This window comes from Kosakonia sp. SOY2, from assembly GCF_027109175.1.
Lineage (GTDB): Bacteria > Pseudomonadota > Gammaproteobacteria > Enterobacterales > Enterobacteriaceae > Kosakonia.
Genome location: NZ_JAPVXH010000001.1, coordinates 2,161,585 through 2,181,538 on the forward strand (window position 1 = coordinate 2,161,585; position 19,954 = coordinate 2,181,538).

The following is a 19,954-nucleotide window of genomic DNA, read 5'->3' on the forward strand; positions in this document are numbered from 1 at the left end:
CTCCGGTCTGCGTGCGGGTCAGACAGCGTCCTTTTCTATAACTGCTCGTCATGCAAAAAATTAGCTTCCAGATGCTAAACGACAGGTTACAACGCTGGGTGGCTCGGGATTGCAGGGGTATTCCGGAGACCTGGCGGCAGTATAGGTCGTTCACAAAATCATTACAATTAACCTACATATAGTTTGTCGGGTTTTATGCAGAACAGTGACCCCCATCACGATAACAACATTCTTTTAAATTTTAATCATCTGATTTGACAAAAGTTAAACATTCTTGTTACAAACTACGCCAGAAAGGGCTTATAATTCGCAAAAGTTATGGGGTCTTACTTTCACCTGAGAATAAGTTATGTAACAGTGTGATGGTATTGACCGATGTAATCAGGACAGTTATTAGTGGTATACAGGTTTGATAAATTCGGACTGCTAAGACGCTGATTTGCTGTTTTTTCACTGTGTTTTCAATGTGTACTTGCACGCGCCCATCGCTCTGTACCCTGGTACCTCCTCTCAACAGAGCTGCGAGCTAAATAACAAACTGGTAACGTTGACGGGCAGTTGAATGCAAATCCGGTGACTGGCGGTCTTAAGCAATAAGGCGCTAAGGAGACCGTAAATGGCTGATAAGAAAGCAACCATCACCTACAATGGTGACGCTGCTATTGAACTGGATGTGCTAAAAGGCACGCTCGGTCAGGATGTGATTGATATCCGTAGTCTCGGTTCAAAAGGGGTATTCACTTTTGACCCAGGTTTTACCTCTACCGCATCATGCGAATCGAAAATCACCTTTATCGATGGTGACGAAGGTATTCTGCTGCACCGTGGTTTCCCTATCGACCAACTGGCGACCGAATCCAACTATCTGGAAGTCTGCTACATTCTGCTGTACGGCGAAAAACCGACGCAGGAACAGTTTGACGAATTCAAACTGACCGTAACGCGCCATACCATGATCCATGAGCAGATCACCCGTCTGTTCCACGGTTTCCGTCGCGACTCGCACCCAATGGCGGTGCTGTGCGGTGTGACCGGCGCGCTGGCCGCGTTCTACCATGACTCACTGGATGTTAACAATCCGCGTCACCGCGAGATTGCCGCGTTCCGCCTGCTGTCGAAAATGCCGACCGTTGCGGCGATGTGTTACAAATATTCCATTGGTCAGCCGTTCGTCTACCCGCAGAATAACCTCTCCTACGCCGGTAACTTCCTGCACATGATGTTCTCCACGCCGTGTGAACCGTATGAAGTGAACCCGGTGCTGGAACGCGCAATGGACCGCATTCTGATCCTGCACGCCGACCATGAACAAAACGCTTCCACCTCTACCGTGCGTACCGCTGGCTCTTCTGGCGCGAACCCGTTCGCCTGTATCGCCGCGGGTATCGCCTCCCTGTGGGGACCAGCACACGGCGGCGCCAACGAAGCTGCGCTGAAGATGCTGGAAGAGATCAGTACCGTGAAACACATTCCGGAATTCCTGCGCCGCGCCAAAGACAAAAACGATTCGTTCCGTCTGATGGGCTTCGGTCACCGTGTCTACAAGAACTATGACCCGCGCGCGACCGTGATGCGTGAAACCTGCCACGAAGTGCTGCGTGAGCTGGGCACCAAAGATGATCTGCTGGAAGTGGCGATGGAGCTTGAGCACATTGCGCTCAACGACCCGTACTTTATCGAACGTAAGCTCTACCCGAACGTCGACTTCTACTCCGGTATCATTCTGAAAGCGATGGGTATTCCTTCTTCCATGTTTACCGTTATCTTCGCGATGGCGCGTACCGTGGGCTGGATTGCACACTGGAACGAAATGCACGACGACGGCATCAAAATTGCCCGTCCGCGCCAGTTGTACACCGGTTATGAAAAACGCGAGTTCAGCTCCGATCTGAAAAAAGATTGATAGCTAACCCACAGAAAAAAACGCGCCTTCAGGCGCGTTTTTTATTTCAATGCTGACAAGCCGGGCACCAGTAAAACGGCCGGGACGACATGGTGGTTTTCGCAATTATCCCGCCGCAACGCTCGCACGGTTCGCCTGCGCGGTGAAACACCTTAAAGTGAAACAGCGCGCTGTGGTGTTGATTCTCATCCACCACGCCGCGTGTCTGGTACGACAAACGCGGAATATCCAGCAGCGCATGCGCTAACACGTCGAGTTGTTCTTCGCTTAGCTGCGAAGCGTTACGCTGCGGTGCCAGGGCGCTTTGCCAGAGAATTTCGACGCGCAGGTAATTTCCCAGCCCGGCAAGAAAGGCCTGATCGAGCAATAACCCGGAAAACTGGCGACGGCGAAAACGGGGAGATAACAGCCGCGCTTTTACCTGCTCTACGGTTAGCGTCATATCCAGCACATCCGGGCCAACACGCTGTAAAAACGGATGCTGCGCCAGTTGTTCCGGGGTGAGTAACGCAATGTCCGACGCGCTGTACAGCAAAATCGCCTTCTGCTCCGTTTGCAGCCGCACACGCAGCACACGGTTGGTTTGCGGGATCTCACCTGCCCCGACCACGCGCCAGACGCCGTACAGCTGGTTATGGCTGTAAAGCGTCAGTCCACCGGAAAAATGCGTCAGAAGCGCTTTTCCCCGCGTTTCAATATTCTCAACGTACTGCCCCACCAGATCAGCGGCGAAACCTTTCAACGACGGCAGGCCAAACCAGACATCCGTCAATGGTTTATCTTTAACAGCGGCTTCAAGCGTATCCGCCGCCCGGCGGATCTCCGGTCCTTCCGGCATAAAAACTCCTTGCGTTAGTGGGCGGAAATCATCACACCACGTTGGGCAAAGGCACCATGTAAGCGGCGGGCAAACAGCAGCGCGTGCTCGCCATCACCATGCAGGCACACCGTTTGCGCCTGCACATTAACAAACTCACCGGTGACACACCTCACCCGCCCTTCCAGCACCATCTCCAGCGTTTGCGCCAGCGCCAAATTGTCATCATCAATCAGTGCGGCAGGCTCACTGCGCGGCACCAGCCGACCATCGCGAAGGTAGCCGCGATCGGCAAACACCTCCTGGCGCGTACGCAAACCATAACGCTCTCCGGCACGAATTAACTCGCTGCCCGCCAGCCCAACCAGAATCAATGCGGGATCTGCATCGTAAACCGCTCCAGCAATGGCATCGGCCAGCGCCACGTCATCCGCCGCCTGGTTGTAGAGCATACCGTGCGGTTTCACATGGTGCAGTTTGCCGCCTTCGGCACGCACCATCGCCGCCAGGGCACCAATTTGATACAGCATCTGCGCATAGACAATATCCGGTGGCAGGTGCATCGGCGTACGGCCAAAATTCTCCCGATCCGGAAAAGAGGGATGGGCGCCCACCGCCACGCCGTTACGCAATGCTTCGCGCACACAGCTCAGCATGGTTTGCGCATCCCCTGCGTGGAAACCGCAGGCGATATTGGCGGAAGAAACAAGCTGGAGCAGCGCCGCATCGTTGCCGCAGCCTTCGCCGAGATCGGCGTTTAAATCAATCTTCATTGTGCAGACGCCATGCCAGTTGATCGAGATAGATACGCTGCTCGCGCCGCGCCTTCAGTGCCTCATCCAGCGAGCACTGGACAAAGTGTATCGGCTGCCCGAGTGGGATTTGCGCCAGATGGTACATATCCGCCTCGATAATGCAGGCAATTCGCGGGTAGCCACCTGTGGTCTGGGCATCATTCATCAGCACTATCGGTTGCCCGTTAGAGGGAACCTGCACGACGCCCGGCAACAAGCCGTGGGAAAGCAGTTCGCGTGACGTAGTGCGCACCAGCGGCTGGCCCTGCAAACGATAACCCATGCGGTTACTCTGCGGGCTTATCTGCCACGGCAAACGCCAGAGCGCCTCCTGCGAGGCGCTGTCAAATTCGTGATACTCCGGCCCTGGCAACGCGCGAATACGGTTGCCCCACAGCAACTGTTTTACCCCTTGCTGCGTGTGAAAATGACGGACAGGTTCGCCCAGTGGCAACACATCGCCATCGCGCAATAATCGCCCTTCCAGCCCGCCGATAGCGGTTTTCAGATCGGTACTGACCGAGCCCATCACCGCAGGTACTGCAAAGCTACCCGCTATCGCCAGGTAACTGCGCACGCCATGCAGCGGCCTTTTCAGCACCAGCCGCTGCCCGGCTTTTGCCGCAAATCGCCAGCCGGTCCACACCGCTTTACTGTCAAGTTTCGCCTCACAGCCTGCGCCAGTGAGCGCAAACCAGACATCGCGACCAAACTCCACTTCGCACTGACCAAAGGTGATTTCCAGCGCCGCCGCCTCCGGCGCGTTTCCCACCAGCGCATTGGCAATCTGCAACGCGGGTTCGTCCAGCGCGCCACAATAACTGACGCCGGACTGGCGCAAGCCAATACGTTTGCCGCCCTGCAAGGTGGTATACATTCCCGCGCGGATAATTTTCAGCATACGCCCTCCTTGCGCGGCACAAACCGCAGCGTGTCGCCCGGACGTAATAGCACCGGCTCCGGCAAGCGCGGGTTGAACAGCGCCAGATCGGTACGGCCAATCAGGTTCCAGCCGCCGGGCGTTTCCAGTGGGTAAATGCCGGTTTGCGCGCCGCCAATGGCGACAGAGCCGGCGGGAACGCTCACTCGCGGTTCAGCGCGGCGCGGTGTGGCGAGCGCCTCCGGCATCCCGCCCAGATAAGGGAAACCAGGCTGGAAACCAAGAAACCACACCACGTAATCGACAGAAGCATGCAGCTCAACAACCTGCTTTTCCGTCATCCGGCAGTGTTCCGCCACCAGCCCCAGATCCGGCCCGGCCGCTTTGCCGTACAGCACCGGGATCTCAATGGATCGTGACTCTGGCTCCAGCGCCTCGCTCTCTTCCCACCAGCGCTGTAAACGCTCAATCGCGTCGAGCGCCAGCGAATGCGGATCGCGCAGCACCACCGTAATGTTATTCATCCCCGGAATGGCTTCCACCACGTCCGGCACGTCCGCCAGCCGCTGCGTCAGCCGCCAGATACGCTTTTGCGTCGCCAGTTGTACCGGAGGCTCCAGCTCCAGCACCACCGCGCTTTCACCTAACAAATAACACCGTGCTCGCTGCACTTGTACTCTCCTTACGCCGGGTTCGGAATATCGATAAACGTGACGTCAAGATCGGTATTTTCATTCAGCCAGTCGCTGAGCGCGCGAATACCGCCGCGCTCGGTAGCGTGGTGGCCCGCAGAGTAGAAATGCAGCCCCTGTTCACGGGCAGAGTGAATGGTCTGCTCGGAGACTTCGCCGGTGATAAACGCATCAACACCGAAGCGGGCCGCTTTATCAATAAAACCCTGCCCGCCGCCGGTACACCAGGCAACGCGGGTGATTTTTTCCGGCCCGGTATCGCCACACCACAGCGGCTTGCGCCCGAGACGCGCTTCAATCCACGACGCCAGCTCCAGCCCCGGAACCGGCATGGAGAGTTCGCCCCACGGCAGCAACTCTTCAATTTCGCCCATTACGTTAATGCCGAGCAACGCCGCCAGTTGAGCGTTATTGCCAAGCTCCGGGTGCGCATCGAGCGGCAGGTGCCAGCCATACAGGTTGATGTCATTGGCCAGTAACGTTTTCAGGCGATTACGCTTCATCCCGCGAATGATCGGCGCTTCGTTTTTCCAGAAATAACCGTGATGCACAATCACCGCGTCCGCCTGCTGGCGTACCGCTTCGTCCAGCAATGCCTGGCTTGCGGTCACGCCGGTGATAATTTTCTGTACCGTTTCCCGCCCCTCAACCTGTAGCCCGTTCGGGCCGTAATCACTGAACGCCGCACTGTTAAGTTTTTCGTTAATCAGTTTTTCCAGCTCGGTATTTTTCATCATCACTCCTTTACGCTTTACGGGCAGCTTCATAGGCCGCCAGCGTGGCGGTACGCGCCTGTTTATGGTCAACAATCGGGCGGGGATAATCGAGTTTTACCCCGTGTTTATCCGCCCAGTCCCAGGGTTGATGCACCGATTTTTCCGGCACATTTTTCAGCTCCGGTAGCCAGTGGCGAATAAACGCGCCGTCAGCATCAAACCGTTCGCCCTGCGTGGTCGGGTTAAAAATACGAAAATAGGGAGCCGCATCGGTGCCCGTCGAGGCCGCCCACTGCCAGCCGCCATTGTTTGCCGCGAAATCGCCATCGATCAACTGCGACATAAAATAACGCTCCCCATGGCGCCAGTCGATAAGTAAGTCCTTGACCAGAAAGCTCGCGGTTATCATCCGTAAGCGGTTGTGCATCCAGCCGGTGGCGTTCAACTGGCGCATCGCCGCATCAACAATAGGGTAGCCGGTATTGCCGCGTTGCCAGGCTTGCAGATGCCCGGCGTTTTCCTGCCACTGCACCTTATCAGTCCAGGCTATAAAAGGACGATGCTTACAGAGCGCCGGATGATAGGTCATCAGATGGCGATAAAATTCGCGCCAAATCAGCTCATTCAGCCACACGGCTCCCGGTCCGCCGTCGAGCGCCCGCGGTTGTTCAGCCAGCAGACGATGCAGGCACTGGCGCGGTGATAACGCGCCAGTCGCCAGACACGCCGACAAGCGGCTGGTGCCTTCGATTGCCGGGAAATCGCGCTGCTGCTCATACGCCGCCGCCTGCTGCTGGCAAAACTGACGAAGCCGTGCGAGAGCGCTTTTCTCATCGGCCGGGAACAGGTTTTCGTCAAATTCCTGCTGTGGATAATCAAGCGTAATCGGTTTTACTGCGACCTCAACGCCTTCACGCGGGTGCGGTGCGGCGACACACTGAGGCAGATCCGCTTTCAGCCGACGCAGAAAGGCATTTTTAAAGGGCGTAAAGACTTTATACATCTCATGATTGCCGGTCATCACGCTACCAGGTGCCAGCATCACGCTGTCGTCAAAACCCTGGCAGGCAACATTTGGCAATGCCTTTTCGACGGCCGCGTCACGCTGTCGCTCGTTAAATTCGTATTGATAGTTATAAAAAAGATGGCTGACTTGCTCGCGCCCACAGACATCCACCACCGTTTGTACGCTGTCGGTAAAATCTGCCGCTTCCCGGTAGATCAACGGAATGCCCTTTTCCGCCAGCGCCTGCTGCAAGGCGTTGAGATGCGCATTGAGACAGGCAGCCTGGCGTGGCGCCATATTATGTTGCCGCCACTGTGCCGGCGTGGCGATAAACAGGGCTTTTACCTGCGCGTTATCGCTGCGACAGGCGGCAGCAAGCGCAAGATTGTCGTGCACGCGCAAATCCGCGCGAAACCAGACCAGATGGGTGGTCATACCGCTCCTAATATCCTTAATGTAAGCACCGCGCCTTTGGCCGGGAGTTGACATGGCGTAGTCCGGCCAGGGACGCGTCGGGAAATTCAACCATATAGTGTTTGAGTAAGGTCTTCGGTGCAAGCCGTGGCTGGGGTCGCTGGTGGTAACATTCAATCAGCGTGGAGAGGGCTGGCTGCTGGCGGGCATAAAGCGTTTGATAAAAACCAGGCATCAACGCCCTGGTATGATTGCGCCGCGTGGTTAGCGCCAGGCGGGTCGGAGCAAATATCTGGCGGGCAGAGAGCGACTTAGCCGTGAGAGCAAGCCCTCTACAACAACCGTAAAAAAGACGGGTTTCCCGGACATACAGGCATGAATGCCAGCAGGGATGTTCTCGCGCATTACGGCTCCTTTTTCTACCCCGGTAAGGGTAGTCACAGGCCGCAGGTAAAAAAAAGCCACCGCAAAAGCGGTGGCGATGAGGTTTGCTGTGTGTCGTCGATTAATAAAAGTCGCAGGCTACTTTCTCTGCCTGCTCCATCCACACCGGTTTATCGCTGGTTTTTGCCCAGACGCGATGCAGATAGCTATAAAAACGTGCGCGGTCTTTCCAGAACAACATTACCGGCAACGCCAGTACACCCGCCAGAACGGCGAAAGCACGTCGCATCAACACAATATGAGCCGGAAACGCTTTGTATGTGTCCATAATTCTCTCCCCTTTGTCAGGCCGGTAAGCAGCACCGGAAAATAATTAGCCCCCACTGAAACTTACTAACGTAAAAACCAGGGCGGCACTGAAATCTGGTTAAAATAGTACCGTTTTGTTTGTAATTTTACTACTCATCCGACCACTATTTTTTGTCAATTTAGGCTTTATTTACATTGAGCCGGTAAATAAGTTACAAAATGGTTAAATTAATACTAACCATCAGTTAAATTGTGGATTATTTGATAAACAGGGTTGCCCGGGGAAAGGGGCAACCCGCATTAACACCACTCCCCCTGCTCATTCCGCGCGATTTTTATATTTTTTTTACACCTCGCCCGCCGATTTTTGCGAAATCTTTGCGTCGAAAATTCTACTTTTTCTGCACATCGTTAAATCACCCCGGAGGTGGATTGTGAGTGCAGGCGTAGTAATCGGCATCGTGCTGGTTTTCCTGTTATTGGGCTATCTGGTTTATGCCCTGATCAACGCGGAGGCTTTCTGATGGCCGCTCAGGCGTTTCTTCTGATTGCCAGCTTTCTGCTGGTATTGTTTATCCTCGCGCGCCCGCTCGGTTCGCTGCTGGCGAAAATGATCGCCGGGCAGCCGCTGCCCGGCGTGCGCGGTGTGGAAAACCTCCTCTGGCGCGGGCTTGGTATCGATACCCGTGAAATGAACTGGCGGCACTATTTACTGGCGATTTTGTGGCTGAACATCTTCGGCCTGGTGCTGCTGTTTGCGATGCTGATGCTGCAAGGCATTCTGCCGCTTAACCCACAAAACCTGCCGGGGCTCTCCTGGCACCTGGCGCTGAACACCGCCGTCAGCTTTATCTCTAACACCAACTGGCAGGCGTACTCCGGGGAGAGCACCCTGAGCTATTTCAGCCAGATGGCGGGACTGACGGTACAAAACTTCTTATCCGCCGCGACGGGTATTGCTGTGGTCTTTGCGCTGATCCGCGCTTTTTCACGTCGCAGTATGGAGACGCTCGGTAACGCCTGGGTCGATATCACGCGCATTACCCTGTGGCTGTTGCTGCCCATCGCACTGCTGATTGCGCTGTTTTTTATTCAGCAAGGGGCGCTGCAAAACTTTTCGCCGTACCAGGCTTATACCTCGCTGGAAGGTGTGCAACACCTGATGCCGATGGGGCCTGTTGCGTCGCAAGAAGCGATAAAAATGCTCGGCACCAACGGCGGCGGCTTCTTTAACGCCAACTCGTCGCATCCGTTTGAAAACCCTACAGCCTTAACCAATTTTGTGCAGATGCTGGCGATCTTCCTGATCCCGGCGGCGCTGTGCTTCGCTTTTGGCGATGCGGTCGGCGATCGCCGCCAGGGACATATGTTGCTGTGGGCAATGTCGATTATTTTCGTCATCTGCGCCGGGATTGTGATGTGGGCGGAGTTGCAGGGTAACCCGCACTTCCTGACGCTCGGTGGCGACAGCGCCATCAATATGGAAGGGAAAGAGAGCCGTTTCGGCATTCTGGCCAGCAGCTTGTACGCCGTGGTCACCACCGCGGCCTCTTGCGGCGCAGTCAACGCCATGCATGACTCGTTTACCGCGCTTGGCGGCATGATCCCGATGTGGCTGATGCAGATTGGCGAAGTGGTGTTCGGCGGCGTGGGTTCGGGTCTTTACGGCATGCTGCTGTTTGTACTGCTGGCGGTGTTTATCGCCGGGCTGATGATTGGCCGCACACCTGAATTCCTCGGCAAGAAAATCGACGTGCGTGAAATGAAAATGACCGCGCTGGCGATCCTCGTCACACCGGCTTTGGTGCTGATTGGCACCGCGCTGGCGATGATGACCGACGCCGGTCGCAGCGGCATGTTCAACCCCGGTATTCACGGCTTTAGCGAAGTGCTGTACGCCGTCTCATCTGCCGCCAATAACAACGGTAGCGCCTTTGCGGGCTTAAGCGCCAATACGCCGTTCTGGAACTGTTTGCTGGCGTTTTGCATGTTCTTTGGCCGCTTTGGTGTGATTGTGCCGGTGATGGCGATTGCCGGTTCGCTGGTGGCGAAGAAAATTCAACCGACCAGCTCCGGCACGCTGCCAACGCATGGTGCGCTGTTTATCGGCCTGCTGATCGGCACCGTGTTACTGGTCGGCGCTTTAACCTTTATTCCAGCCCTGGCGCTTGGCCCGGTGGCGGAATACCTGCAATTTTAAGAGTGGCGGAGACGCGTTATATGAGTCGTAAACAACTGGCGCTTTTCGAACCGAATCTTGTTCGCCAGGCGCTGATGGATTCCGTGACCAAGTTAAGCCCGCATGTGCAGTGGCGTAACCCGGTAATGTTTATTGTCTGGATTGGCAGCGTGTTAACTACCCTGCTGGCGCTGGCAATGGCGACCGGTCATCTCGACGGCAGCGCGTGGTTCACCGGCGCGATCAGCGTGTGGCTGTGGGTGACGGTTCTGTTCGCCAACTTCGCCGAAGCGCTGGCCGAAGGCCGCAGTAAAGCGCAGGCCAACAGCCTGAAAGGGGTGAAAAAGACCGCCTTTGCCCGCAAACTTCGCGCCCCGCAGCATGACGCGCAAATCGACCACATTCCGGCGGAAGATCTGCGCAAAGGCGACATCGTGCTGGTGGAAGCAGGCGACATTATCCCCTGCGATGGCGAAGTGATCGAAGGCGGCGCGTCGGTAGATGAGAGCGCGATCACCGGGGAATCCGCACCGGTGATTCGTGAGTCCGGCGGCGATTTCGCCTCAGTAACCGGCGGTACGCGCATTCTCTCTGACTGGCTGGTGATCCAGTGCAGCGTTAACCCTGGTGAAACCTTCCTCGATCGCATGATCGCGATGGTGGAAGGCGCGCAGCGGCGTAAAACGCCGAACGAAATCGCGCTGACCATTTTGCTGGTGGCGCTGACGATTGTGTTCCTGCTGGCAACGGCAACGCTGTGGCCCTTCTCCGTGTACGGCGGCACGCCGGTGAGTGTCACCGTGCTGGTTGCCCTGCTGGTATGTCTCATCCCAACCACTATCGGCGGACTGCTTTCCGCGATTGGTGTCGCGGGGATGAGCCGCATGCTGGGGGCAAACGTGATCGCCACCAGCGGTCGCGCGGTGGAAGCGGCGGGCGATGTCGATGTGTTATTGCTGGATAAAACCGGCACCATCACGCTGGGTAACCGCCAGGCGTCTGACTTCCTGCCCGCCCGGGGCGTGGATGAAAAAACGCTGGCCGATGCCGCGCAGCTCTCCTCGCTGGCGGACGAAACGCCAGAAGGCCGCAGTATTGTTATTCTGGCGAAACAGCGCTTTAACTTGCGCGAGCGCGACATGCAGAGTCTGCAAGCGACTTTTGTGCCGTTCACCGCGCAAACCCGGATGAGCGGGATTAACGTGCAGGACCGGATGATCCGCAAAGGTTCCGTCGATGCCATTCGCCGCCATATCGAAGCGAATGGCGGTCAGTTCCCGGCTGATGTCGAAGCGCTGGTCGAACGCGTGGCGCGCCAGGGAGCAACGCCGCTGGTGGTTGCCGAAGGGGCAAAAGTGCTGGGCGTGATTGCGCTGAAAGATATCGTCAAAGGCGGCATAAAAGAGCGTTTTGCCCAGTTACGCAAAATGGGTATTAAAACGGTGATGATCACCGGTGATAACCGCCTGACCGCCGCCGCGATTGCCGCTGAAGCGGGTGTCGACGATTTTCTGGCCGAAGCGACACCGGAAGCCAAACTGGCGCTGATCCGCCAGTATCAGGCAGAAGGCCGGCTGGTAGCGATGACTGGCGATGGCACCAACGACGCTCCTGCGCTTGCGCAGGCGGATGTGGCGGTCGCGATGAACTCCGGTACGCAGGCGGCGAAAGAAGCGGGCAACATGGTGGATTTGGATTCCAACCCCACCAAGCTGATTGAAGTGGTGCATATCGGCAAACAGATGCTGATGACGCGTGGTTCGCTGACCACCTTCAGTATCGCTAACGATGTGGCGAAGTACTTCGCCATTATCCCGGCAGCGTTTGCGGCGACCTATCCGCAACTGAATATGCTCAACGTGATGCACCTGCACTCCCCGGCGTCGGCGATTTTGAGTGCCGTTATTTTTAACGCGCTGGTGATTGTGTTTCTGATCCCGCTGGCATTGAAAGGGGTGAGCTACAAACCGCTGACCGCCTCTGCCATGCTGCGTCGCAACCTGTGGATCTACGGGCTGGGCGGTTTGATCGTGCCGTTTATTGGCATCAAAGCGATCGACCTTATTCTCACGCTGTTCGGCCTGGTGTAAGAGGAAGATAAAAATGGCTTTATTACGTCCCGCATTTCTGCTTTTGATACTCTTTACCCTGATTACCGGCGGGCTTTATCCGCTGCTGACTACCGCGCTGGGGCAGTGGTGGTTTCACGATCAGGCCAACGGCTCACTTATTCGTGAAGGCAACAACGTGCGTGGCTCTCGCCTGTTAGGCCAGGATTTTACCCAGCCGGGATATTTTCATGGTCGCCCTTCCGCCACGGCGGACGCGCCTTATAATCCTATGGCGTCCGGCGGCAGTAACCTGGCGGGTAGCAACCCGGAGCTGGATAAAGAAGTGGCGCAGCGCGTCGCGCAACTGCGGGCCGACAACCCGCAAGCGGATACGCATGTACCGGTAGAACTCATCACCTCCTCGGCCAGCGGCCTTGATGGTCAGTTATCTCCGCAGGCCGCTGAATGGCAGATCCTGCGGGTGGCGCAGGCGCGTAACCTGCCGGTGCAGGTGGTGGCGAAACTGGTGGCGCAGCACACGTCAACGCCGCTGGTGAATTTTATCGGCCAACCGGTGGTGAATGTGGTGGAACTTAATCTGGCGCTGGATGCGCTCAAGGACAAATAAAGCATGACTGATGAGCCTTTGCGCCCCAATCCCGACCGCCTGCTGGAGCATGCCGCCACCGCGCACCGGGGCAAGCTAAAAGTCTTTTTTGGCGCCTGCGCCGGGGTGGGGAAAACCTTTGCGATGCTGCAGGAAGCACAGCGGCTGCGGGCGCAAGGGCTGGATATTCTGATTGGCGTCGTGGAAACCCACGGTCGAAAAGAGACCGCCGCGCTGCTGGAGGGGCTGGCAACGCAGCCCGCCCGGCGTATTCACCATCGCGGACGCTTAATTCAGGAGTTTGATCTCGACGCCGCCCTTGCGCGGCGTCCGGCGCTTATTTTGATGGACGAGCTGGCGCACAGTAACGCGCCCGGCTCGCGTCATCCGAAACGCTGGCAGGATGTCGAAGAGCTGCTGGAAGCGGGAATTGATGTTTTTACCACCGTCAACGTTCAGCACCTTGAAAGCCTGAACGATGTGGTCAGTGGCGTGACCGGCATTCAGGTGCGCGAAACGGTGCCGGATCCTTTCTTTGACAGTGCCGATGAAGTGGTGCTGGTTGATTTACCGCCGGATGACCTGCGCCAGCGTCTGCACGAAGGCAAAGTCTATATTGGCGGTCAGGCGGAACGCGCGATTGAGCACTTCTTCCGTAAAGGCAACCTGATTGCCCTGCGCGAACTGGCGCTGCGCCGCACAGCCGATCGGGTAGATGACCAAATGCGCGCCTGGCGCGACCGCCAGGGCGAAGAAAAAGTCTGGCACACGCGTGATGCGATTTTGCTTTGCGTCGGCCACGGCGCAGGCAATGAGAAGCTGATCCGCACTGCCGCACGCCTGGCGGCCAAGCTCGGCAGCGCCTGGCATGCGGTATATGTCGAAACCCCAACGTTGCATAAACTGCCGGAGCCGCAGCGGCGGGCGATTTTAAGTTCGCTGCGTCTGGCGCAGGAGCTGGGCGCAGAAACCGCCACCCTTTCCGATCCGGCGGAAGACCGCGCCATTTTGCGTTACGCGCGCGAACATAATCTCGGCAAAATTCTGATTGGCAGACGCAACAAACGCCACTGGTGGAGCCGGGAATCCTTTGCCGACAGGCTCGCCAGGCGCGCGCCGGATCTCGACCTGGTGATTATCGCGCTGGAAGATGCGCCGACTCCCCTGCCCGCCCGCGCCGGGGATATTCGCCCGTTTATGGATCGCTTTCGCGTGCAGCTTAAAGGCTGTCTCGTCGCGCTTGCGCTTTGCGCCGCCATTACCCTGATAGCTATGCAGTGGCTGACGGCATTTGATGCCGCCAACCTGGTGATGATCTATCTGCTTGGCGTGGTGCTGGTGGCGCTGTTTTTTGGCCGCTGGCCCTCCGCTTTCGCCACGGTAATTAACGTTGTCAGCTTCGATCTCTTTTTCATTGCCCCGCGCGGCACGCTGGCGGTGTCCGATGTGCAGTACCTGCTGACCTTTGGCGTAATGCTGACGGTAGGCCTGGTGATAGGCAACCTGACGGCCGGTGTTCGTTACCAGGCGCGTGTGGCGCGCTACCGGGAGCAGCGCACCCGTCATCTGTATGAGATGTCAAAAGCGCTGGCGGTTGGACGTAGCAATCAGGATATCGCCGCGACCAGCGAAACCTTTATCCACTCCACGTTTAATGCGCGCAGCAAACTGCTGCTGCCGGACAGCCACGGCCAGCTGGCGGCTGTGACGCAGACGCACGGCATGACGCCGTGGGATGACGCCATCGCCCGCTGGAGCTTTGATAAAGGCCTGCCTGCCGGTGCAGGCACCGATACGCTGCCCGGCGTACCGTATCAAATTTTGCCGTTAAAAAGCGATCAAAAAACCCATGGCTTGTTGATTGTTGAACCGGCGAATCTGCGCCAGTTAATGATCCCGGAACAGCAGCGCCTGCTGGAAACCTTCACCCTGCTGGTCGCCAGCGCGCTGGAGCGCCAGGCATTAGCCACCAGCGAAGAGCAGGCGCGGCTTGCCAGCGAGCGCGAAAGCATTCGCAACTCGCTGCTGGCGGCGCTGTCTCACGATCTGCGCACGCCGCTGACCGTGCTGTTTGGTCAGGCGGAGATCCTCACACTGGATCTGGCGAGCGAAGGTTCAGCACATGCGCCGCAAGCTAACGAAATCCGCCAGCATGTGCTGAACACCACGCGGCTGGTGAACAATTTGCTGGATATGGCGCGCATCCAGTCTGGCGGCTTTAACCTGAAAAAAGAGTGGCTGACTCTTGAAGAGGTGATTGGTAGTGCGTTGCGAACGCTGGAGCCAGGGCTTGGCGGCCAGCATATTGCGCTCGACCTGCCCGATCCGCTGATGCTGGTGCATGTTGACGGCCCGTTGTTTGAGCGCGTGTTGATTAATCTGCTGGAAAATGCGGTGAAATATGCCGGGCATCGCGCCGAAATCGGCATTACCGCGCACAGCACGCCGGATCAGTTAACGCTGGATGTGTGGGATAACGGGCCGGGGATCCCAGCAGGTCAGGAAGCGGCGATTTTCGATAAATTTGCCCGCGGAACCAAAGAGTCTGCCATTCCCGGCGTTGGGCTGGGGCTGGCGATTTGCCAGGCGATTGTTGAGGTGCATGGCGGCACTATCGCTGCCCGCAACCGTCCGCAAGGCGGCGCGCTGTTTTGTGTTACACTTCCACGGGAAACACCGCCGCAACTGGATGAATTACCTGAGGATCTGTGATCAACGTTCTGATTGTTGAAGATGAACAAGCTATCCGCCGTTTTCTGCGCACCGCGCTGGAAGCCGAGGGGCTGCGCGTCCATGAAGCAGAAACACTGCAGCGCGGGTTAATTGAAGCTGCCACCCGCAAGCCGGATCTGGTGATCCTTGATTTAGGGTTGCCGGACGGTGACGGGCTCGATTTTATTCGTGATCTGCGCCAGTGGAGCAAAATGCCGGTGATTGTGCTCTCTGCGCGTACTGAAGAGAGCGACAAGATCGCCGCGCTGGATGCGGGTGCCGATGATTATCTCAGCAAGCCGTTTGGCATTGGCGAATTGCAGGCGCGCCTGCGCGTCGCGCTGCGCCGCCATGCCGCAGCCACACCTGATGAGCCGGTGGTCACTTTTTCAGATATTCGCGTCGATCTGGCTAACCGCCGCATCCAACGCGGTGAGGAAGAGCTTCATCTCACACCGATTGAGTTTCGCCTGCTGGCGGTGCTGCTCAATAACCACGGGAAAGTCCTGACGCAGCGTCAGCTGCTTAGCCAGGTCTGGGGTCCTAACGCCGTGGAACACAGCCATTACCTGCGTATTTATATGGGGCATTTGCGGCAAAAGCTGGAGGTTGATCCGGCGCGCCCTCGCCATTTACTGACGGAAACAGGTATCGGCTACCGGTTTATGCTCTGACGGCGTATCCTTCTGATTTTTGGGAGGGGAATCATGAGTGCCTGGTTAATTTATGCCTTGCTGTCGGCGCTGACCGCCGCGCTGGTGGCCATTTTCGGCAAAATCGGTTTACAACATCTTGATGCCAATACCGCCACCGCCATCCGTGCGGTGGTGATGGCGATTTTTCTGGTTGGCGTGGTGGTGGTTCAGGGCAAGCTGTCGCTGATTTCGACGGTATTCGCCGATAAAAAAGCGTTGCTGTTTGTGGTGCTAAGCGGCGTAGCCGGTGCGCTGTCGTGGCTGTTCTACTTTATGGCGATCAAAACCGGGAATGTGTCGCGCGTGGCGCCGATTGATAAGCTCAGCGTGGTATTTGCGGTGATTCTGGCGGTGGTGCTGTTTGGCGAGAAAGTTTCTCTCATTTCTGGCGCGGGTGTGGCGTTGATTACCGCCGGTGCGCTGATGGTGGCGCTGGGGTAAAGGCAGTAAAAAGGCTCCCTGGGGAGCCTTTTCTTATCAGCGCTTAGGCGTTTTTCAGCACTTCGCTGACAATCTCTACCGCTTCTTTTTCGATCTGCTTACGGTGTTCAGCACCGAGGAAGCTTTCACAGTAGATTTTGTAGGCGTCTTCGGTGCCTGACGGACGCGCGGCGAACCAGCCGTTGTCGGTCATCACTTTCAGCCCGCCAATGGATGCGCCGTTGCCCGGTGCCGCAGTAAGACGCGCGGTAATCGGATCGCCTGCGAGGGTGCTGGCGCTAACCATTTCCGGGGAAAGCTTAGACAGTGCCGCTTTCTGTGCGGAAGAGGCAGAAGCCTGCAAACGGTTGTAGCTCGGCGCACCGAAACGTTCTGCCAGCTCATCGTAGTGCTGCTGCGGGTTTTTCCCGGTGACGGCGGTGATTTCCGCAGCCAGCAGGCACATGATGATGCCGTCTTTATCCGTTGACCACGGGGTGCCGTCGAAACGCAGGAAAGAAGCACCCGCGCTCTCTTCGCCACCGAAGCCGAAGCTGCCATCGTGCAGACCATCAACAAACCATTTAAAGCCGACCGGGACTTCCACCAGCTTACGACCCAGGTCATTCACCACGCGGTCGATCATCGCCGAGGAAACCAGCGTTTTACCAACGGCAACGTCTTTGCCCCACTGCGGACGGTGCTGGAACAGGTAGTTGATCGCCACCGCCAGGTAGTGGTTCGGGTTCATCAGACCAGCCGGAGTAACAATGCCGTGACGGTCGTAGTCCGGATCGTTGGCGAAGGCCAGATCGAACTTGTCACGCAGCGCCAGCAAGCCCGCCATGGCACACTCGGAGGAGCAATCCATACGGATAACGCCATCTTTATCGAGATGCATGAAGCGGAACGTCTGATCGACCTGATCGTTAACAATGGTCAAATCCAGCTTGTAGTGCTCAGCAATACGTTTCCAGTACTCGATACCGGAGCCGCCCAGCGGGTCAACACCCAGTTTCAGGCCCGCTTTCTGGATAGCCGCCATATCGACGATATCCGCCAGCCCTTCAATAAACGGCTGTACCAGATCTTTTTCCGTCACATGACCAGACGCCAGCGCGGCATCCAGCGTAATGCGTTTTACGCCTTTCAGGCCATCTGCCAGCAGTGCGTTAGCGCGATCCTCGACCACTTTGGTGACGTTGGTATCAGCCGGGCCACCATTGGGTGGGTTGTATTTGATACCACCATCTTCCGGTGGGTTATGCGACGGCGTAATAACGATACCGTCCGCCTGCGCGCCGCCGTTTTTGTTGTGAACCAGGATAGCGTTTGAGATGGCAGGCGTCGGCGTAAAGCCGTTATTTTCCTGCACGATAATGTCCACACCGTTGGCTGCCAGCACTTCCAGCACAGAGATAAACGCCGGTTCAGACAGCGCGTGGGTATCTTTACCCACGTAGCACGGGCCGGTAATACCGTTTTTCGCACGCTCTTCGGCGATAGCCTGAGCGATGGCGAGGATATGCTGCTCGTTGAAGCTGTGGCGACCTGCGCTGCCACGGTGGCCGGATGTTCCGAACTTCACCGCATGTTCTGAATTTCCGACTTCCGGTTTCAGCACGTAATACTGCGCAGTAAGCTGCGCGACGTTGATTAAATCGCCCTGTTGTGCAGGTTGACCCGCACGCGGATGGTTAGCCATTGCCTGGTCCTTTCAATGCAAGGATTAAATTGTGCCGCAAACTTTTTCAATCAATTCCGCGGGGAACTGCATTGATTGCATGATGTGCTCGATCATGCTGCATTTACGACCCGTATTGGTATTAGTGATGACCCAGTAAGGGGTGTTCGGCACCTGTTTCGGCTTGGTTTGATTGCCGTTTTGCAAAAGCGTTTGCTCGTTCGCGGCAAAGTATACGCGGGTGCGCCCATGCAGAGACTCGGTGGATTCCGTAAACCCTTTTTCATCCAGTAAGTAGAGTGTAGACAGCACCAGCAGGAAACGATTGACCGCCTTTTTCTGCTCGGCATATTCATCAGACAGAAGCAGCTCGCGAACGGCACGGACTTTGTCTTTGGCGGTGTTGGTCGGTTTACTTCCTTCAACGGTGCTGACAGTACGCGTCTCTTTTACCGGCGCGAGGGAAGCGGCAGGCTGTGATGATTGAGGTACGGCGGAAAATTTTAACATACGCCGTAAAATGTCGGATGCGCTCTCGCCAATGTGCTTCGTGTGGCTGGCAATATAACTGTAGAGCTCATCATCAACTTCGATCGTTTTCATCTTAATCCAGTGCGATATCTTATCTGAATACAAGTGTTGGGATTATAAAGTGAAATCTCAACAGCGGATAGCGTCAAACCAGGATGGCGGCAAAACTAAGAGTAATTCTTAACCTTGCGGCCGGGCGGCAGAATGTTCAACATAATAACCTAACCCGAATGAGTGAAAAAAAGAACTTTGCCATGAAATTGAATACGCGCGCGCAAACTGCGCAACATCCGCACAACAATTCTCCGATCGTCCTTGTCCACGGTCTTTTTGGTAGCCTCGATAACCTTGGCGTGCTCGCCCGTGAGCTGGTTCAGGATCATGATGTGTTGCAAGTGGATATGCGTAACCACGGTCTTTCAGAACGCGCTTCAGAAATGAACTACCCGGCCATGGCGCAGGATCTGCTGGATACGCTGGATGCCCATCAGCTCGATAAAGCGACCTTTATTGGCCACTCCATGGGCGGTAAAGCGGTGATGGCGTTAACAGCGCTTGCGCCGGAGCGTATTGATCAACTGGTGGCGATTGATATTGCACCAGTGGATTACCAGGTGCGCCGCCATGACGAAATTTTTGCCGCCATCAATGCGGTGAGCGATGCCGGGGCATCCACTCGCCAGCAAGCCGCGGCTCTGATGCGCGAACATATAAATGAAGAAGGTGTCATTCAGTTCCTGCTGAAATCCTTTGTCGACGGCGCATGGCGTTTCAATGTGCCGGTGTTATGGGATCAATACCCGCATATTGTCGGCTGGGAAACGATTCCTGCATGGCATAAACCGGCCCTGTTTGTTCGCGGGGGAAACTCCCCTTACGTCACTGAAGCCTACCGTGACGCGCTGCTGGCGCAGTTCCCGCAGGCGCGAGCACATGTGATTGCAGGTGCAGGTCATTGGGTACATGCCGAGAAACCCGATGCGGTTTTGCGCGCTATCCGTCGCTATCTCGCTGAAAAGACAAATTGATTAAAAAGGCGGCGACTGGTCGTTTCAACGCGCCCGGTCGTTGGCGTGTCCGTTGTGCTGATGTATGATGGCGCGCTATTCAGCCCGGGCGCGCCGCCCTATTGCTTGTTTTTCCCGTAGTATGCTTAGATC

General features: G+C 56.6%; 20 protein-coding genes. 10 read left to right on the forward strand and 10 right to left on the reverse strand.

Translation table 11 applies throughout. From position 1 onward, the window contains the following. Window positions 1–254 precede the first annotated feature (254 nt). Together O3S68_RS24290 and O3S68_RS10270 are read left to right on the forward strand one after the other, a co-directional pair. Window positions 255–413 (forward strand): hypothetical protein, encoded by a 159-nt coding sequence (locus O3S68_RS24290; RefSeq protein WP_436873314.1) that lies wholly within the window; start codon window positions 255–257, stop codon window positions 411–413. A gap of 203 nt (window positions 414–616) precedes the next feature. Further along, window positions 617–1,903, forward strand: coding sequence for a citrate synthase (locus tag O3S68_RS10270; RefSeq protein ID WP_017455936.1), 1,287 nt, complete (start codon window positions 617–619; stop codon window positions 1,901–1,903). Between the two features lie 46 nt (window positions 1,904–1,949). Here the strand turns inward: O3S68_RS10270 and nei are convergent, their stop codons facing one another. The 8 genes from nei to O3S68_RS10310 all read right to left on the reverse strand — a co-directional run bounded on the left by nei (window position 1,950) and on the right by O3S68_RS10310 (window position 7,934). Further along, window positions 1,950–2,741 carry an endonuclease VIII gene (nei, locus tag O3S68_RS10275; RefSeq protein ID WP_269231430.1) on the reverse strand — a complete coding sequence of 264 codons (792 nt, stop codon included), beginning with the start codon at window positions 2,739–2,741 and terminating at the stop codon, window positions 1,950–1,952. A 14-nt stretch (window positions 2,742–2,755) separates the two neighbouring features. After that, window positions 2,756–3,493, reverse strand: a complete 738-nt coding sequence (gene pxpA / locus O3S68_RS10280; RefSeq protein ID WP_045509039.1) for a 5-oxoprolinase subunit PxpA — start codon at window positions 3,491–3,493, stop codon at window positions 2,756–2,758. Further along, on the reverse strand, window positions 3,483–4,415 hold the full coding sequence (pxpC, locus tag O3S68_RS10285; protein WP_269231431.1) for a 5-oxoprolinase subunit PxpC: 933 nt from the start codon (window positions 4,413–4,415) through the stop codon (window positions 3,483–3,485). The genes pxpA and pxpC overlap by 11 nt, the downstream gene beginning before the upstream one ends. Further along, a complete protein-coding gene (gene pxpB / locus O3S68_RS10290) occupies window positions 4,409–5,065 on the reverse strand; it encodes a 5-oxoprolinase subunit PxpB (RefSeq protein ID WP_044489594.1) in 657 nt (218 codons plus the stop codon). The genes pxpC and pxpB overlap by 7 nt, the downstream gene beginning before the upstream one ends. A gap of 11 nt (window positions 5,066–5,076) precedes the next feature. Then, entirely contained in the window at window positions 5,077–5,820 is a 744-nt protein-coding gene (locus O3S68_RS10295; RefSeq protein ID WP_045509031.1) for a type 2 GTP cyclohydrolase I, read from the reverse strand. Window positions 5,821–5,830: 10 nt separating this feature from the next. Next, the gene (phrB, locus tag O3S68_RS10300; RefSeq protein ID WP_249882523.1) at window positions 5,831–7,243 is read right to left on the reverse strand and encodes a deoxyribodipyrimidine photo-lyase; all 1,413 of its coding nucleotides are present in this window, start codon (window positions 7,241–7,243) and stop codon (window positions 5,831–5,833) included. 16 nt (window positions 7,244–7,259) lie between these two features. After that, entirely contained in the window at window positions 7,260–7,595 is a 336-nt protein-coding gene (locus tag O3S68_RS10305) for a DUF1722 domain-containing protein (RefSeq protein ID WP_331275950.1), read from the reverse strand. A 132-nt stretch (window positions 7,596–7,727) separates the two neighbouring features. Further along, complete coding sequence (locus tag O3S68_RS10310) at window positions 7,728–7,934, reverse strand: YbfA family protein (protein ID WP_017455929.1); 207 nt, start codon at window positions 7,932–7,934, stop codon at window positions 7,728–7,730. A 415-nt stretch (window positions 7,935–8,349) separates the two neighbouring features. On the opposite strand from O3S68_RS10310, the gene kdpF reads away from it, so the two are divergent. From kdpF to O3S68_RS10345, 7 genes are read left to right on the forward strand one after another with little or no spacing between them, the layout of a single operon-like run. After that, window positions 8,350–8,439 carry a K(+)-transporting ATPase subunit F gene (kdpF, locus tag O3S68_RS10315; RefSeq protein WP_020457044.1) on the forward strand — a complete coding sequence of 30 codons (90 nt, stop codon included), beginning with the start codon at window positions 8,350–8,352 and terminating at the stop codon, window positions 8,437–8,439. Beyond that, a complete protein-coding gene (gene kdpA / locus O3S68_RS10320) occupies window positions 8,439–10,115 on the forward strand; it encodes a potassium-transporting ATPase subunit KdpA (RefSeq protein WP_020457043.1) in 1,677 nt (558 codons plus the stop codon). The genes kdpF and kdpA overlap by 1 nt, the downstream gene beginning before the upstream one ends. A 20-nt stretch (window positions 10,116–10,135) precedes the next feature. Next, entirely contained in the window at window positions 10,136–12,184 is a 2,049-nt protein-coding gene (gene kdpB, locus O3S68_RS10325) for a potassium-transporting ATPase subunit KdpB (protein ID WP_020457042.1), read from the forward strand. A gap of 13 nt (window positions 12,185–12,197) precedes the next feature. After that, window positions 12,198–12,773, forward strand: coding sequence for a potassium-transporting ATPase subunit KdpC (kdpC, locus tag O3S68_RS10330; RefSeq protein WP_269231432.1), 576 nt, complete (start codon window positions 12,198–12,200; stop codon window positions 12,771–12,773). A gap of 3 nt (window positions 12,774–12,776) precedes the next feature. After that, window positions 12,777–15,464: a two-component system sensor histidine kinase KdpD gene (gene kdpD, locus O3S68_RS10335; protein ID WP_269231433.1), complete on the forward strand. Its 2,688-nt coding sequence runs from the start codon at window positions 12,777–12,779 to the stop codon at window positions 15,462–15,464. After that, window positions 15,461–16,138: a two-component system response regulator KdpE gene (gene kdpE / locus O3S68_RS10340; protein ID WP_045509019.1), complete on the forward strand. Its 678-nt coding sequence runs from the start codon at window positions 15,461–15,463 to the stop codon at window positions 16,136–16,138. The genes kdpD and kdpE overlap by 4 nt, the downstream gene beginning before the upstream one ends. 33 nt (window positions 16,139–16,171) lie before the next feature. Beyond that, complete coding sequence (locus O3S68_RS10345) at window positions 16,172–16,600, forward strand: EamA family transporter (RefSeq protein WP_017455922.1); 429 nt, start codon at window positions 16,172–16,174, stop codon at window positions 16,598–16,600. Window positions 16,601–16,643: 43 nt separating this feature from the next. Here the strand turns inward: O3S68_RS10345 and pgm are convergent, their stop codons facing one another. Both pgm and seqA read right to left on the reverse strand, forming a co-directional pair. Continuing rightward, window positions 16,644–18,284, reverse strand: a complete 1,641-nt coding sequence (gene pgm / locus O3S68_RS10350; protein ID WP_086871560.1) for a phosphoglucomutase (alpha-D-glucose-1,6-bisphosphate-dependent) — start codon at window positions 18,282–18,284, stop codon at window positions 16,644–16,646. A gap of 24 nt (window positions 18,285–18,308) precedes the next feature. Continuing rightward, window positions 18,309–18,866: a replication initiation negative regulator SeqA gene (seqA, locus tag O3S68_RS10355; protein WP_045509016.1), complete on the reverse strand. Its 558-nt coding sequence runs from the start codon at window positions 18,864–18,866 to the stop codon at window positions 18,309–18,311. A gap of 182 nt (window positions 18,867–19,048) precedes the next feature. On the opposite strand from seqA, the gene ybfF reads away from it, so the two are divergent. After that, window positions 19,049–19,822: an esterase gene (gene ybfF, locus O3S68_RS10360; RefSeq protein WP_020457034.1), complete on the forward strand. Its 774-nt coding sequence runs from the start codon at window positions 19,049–19,051 to the stop codon at window positions 19,820–19,822. The last annotated feature ends 132 nt before the right edge of the window (window positions 19,823–19,954 follow it).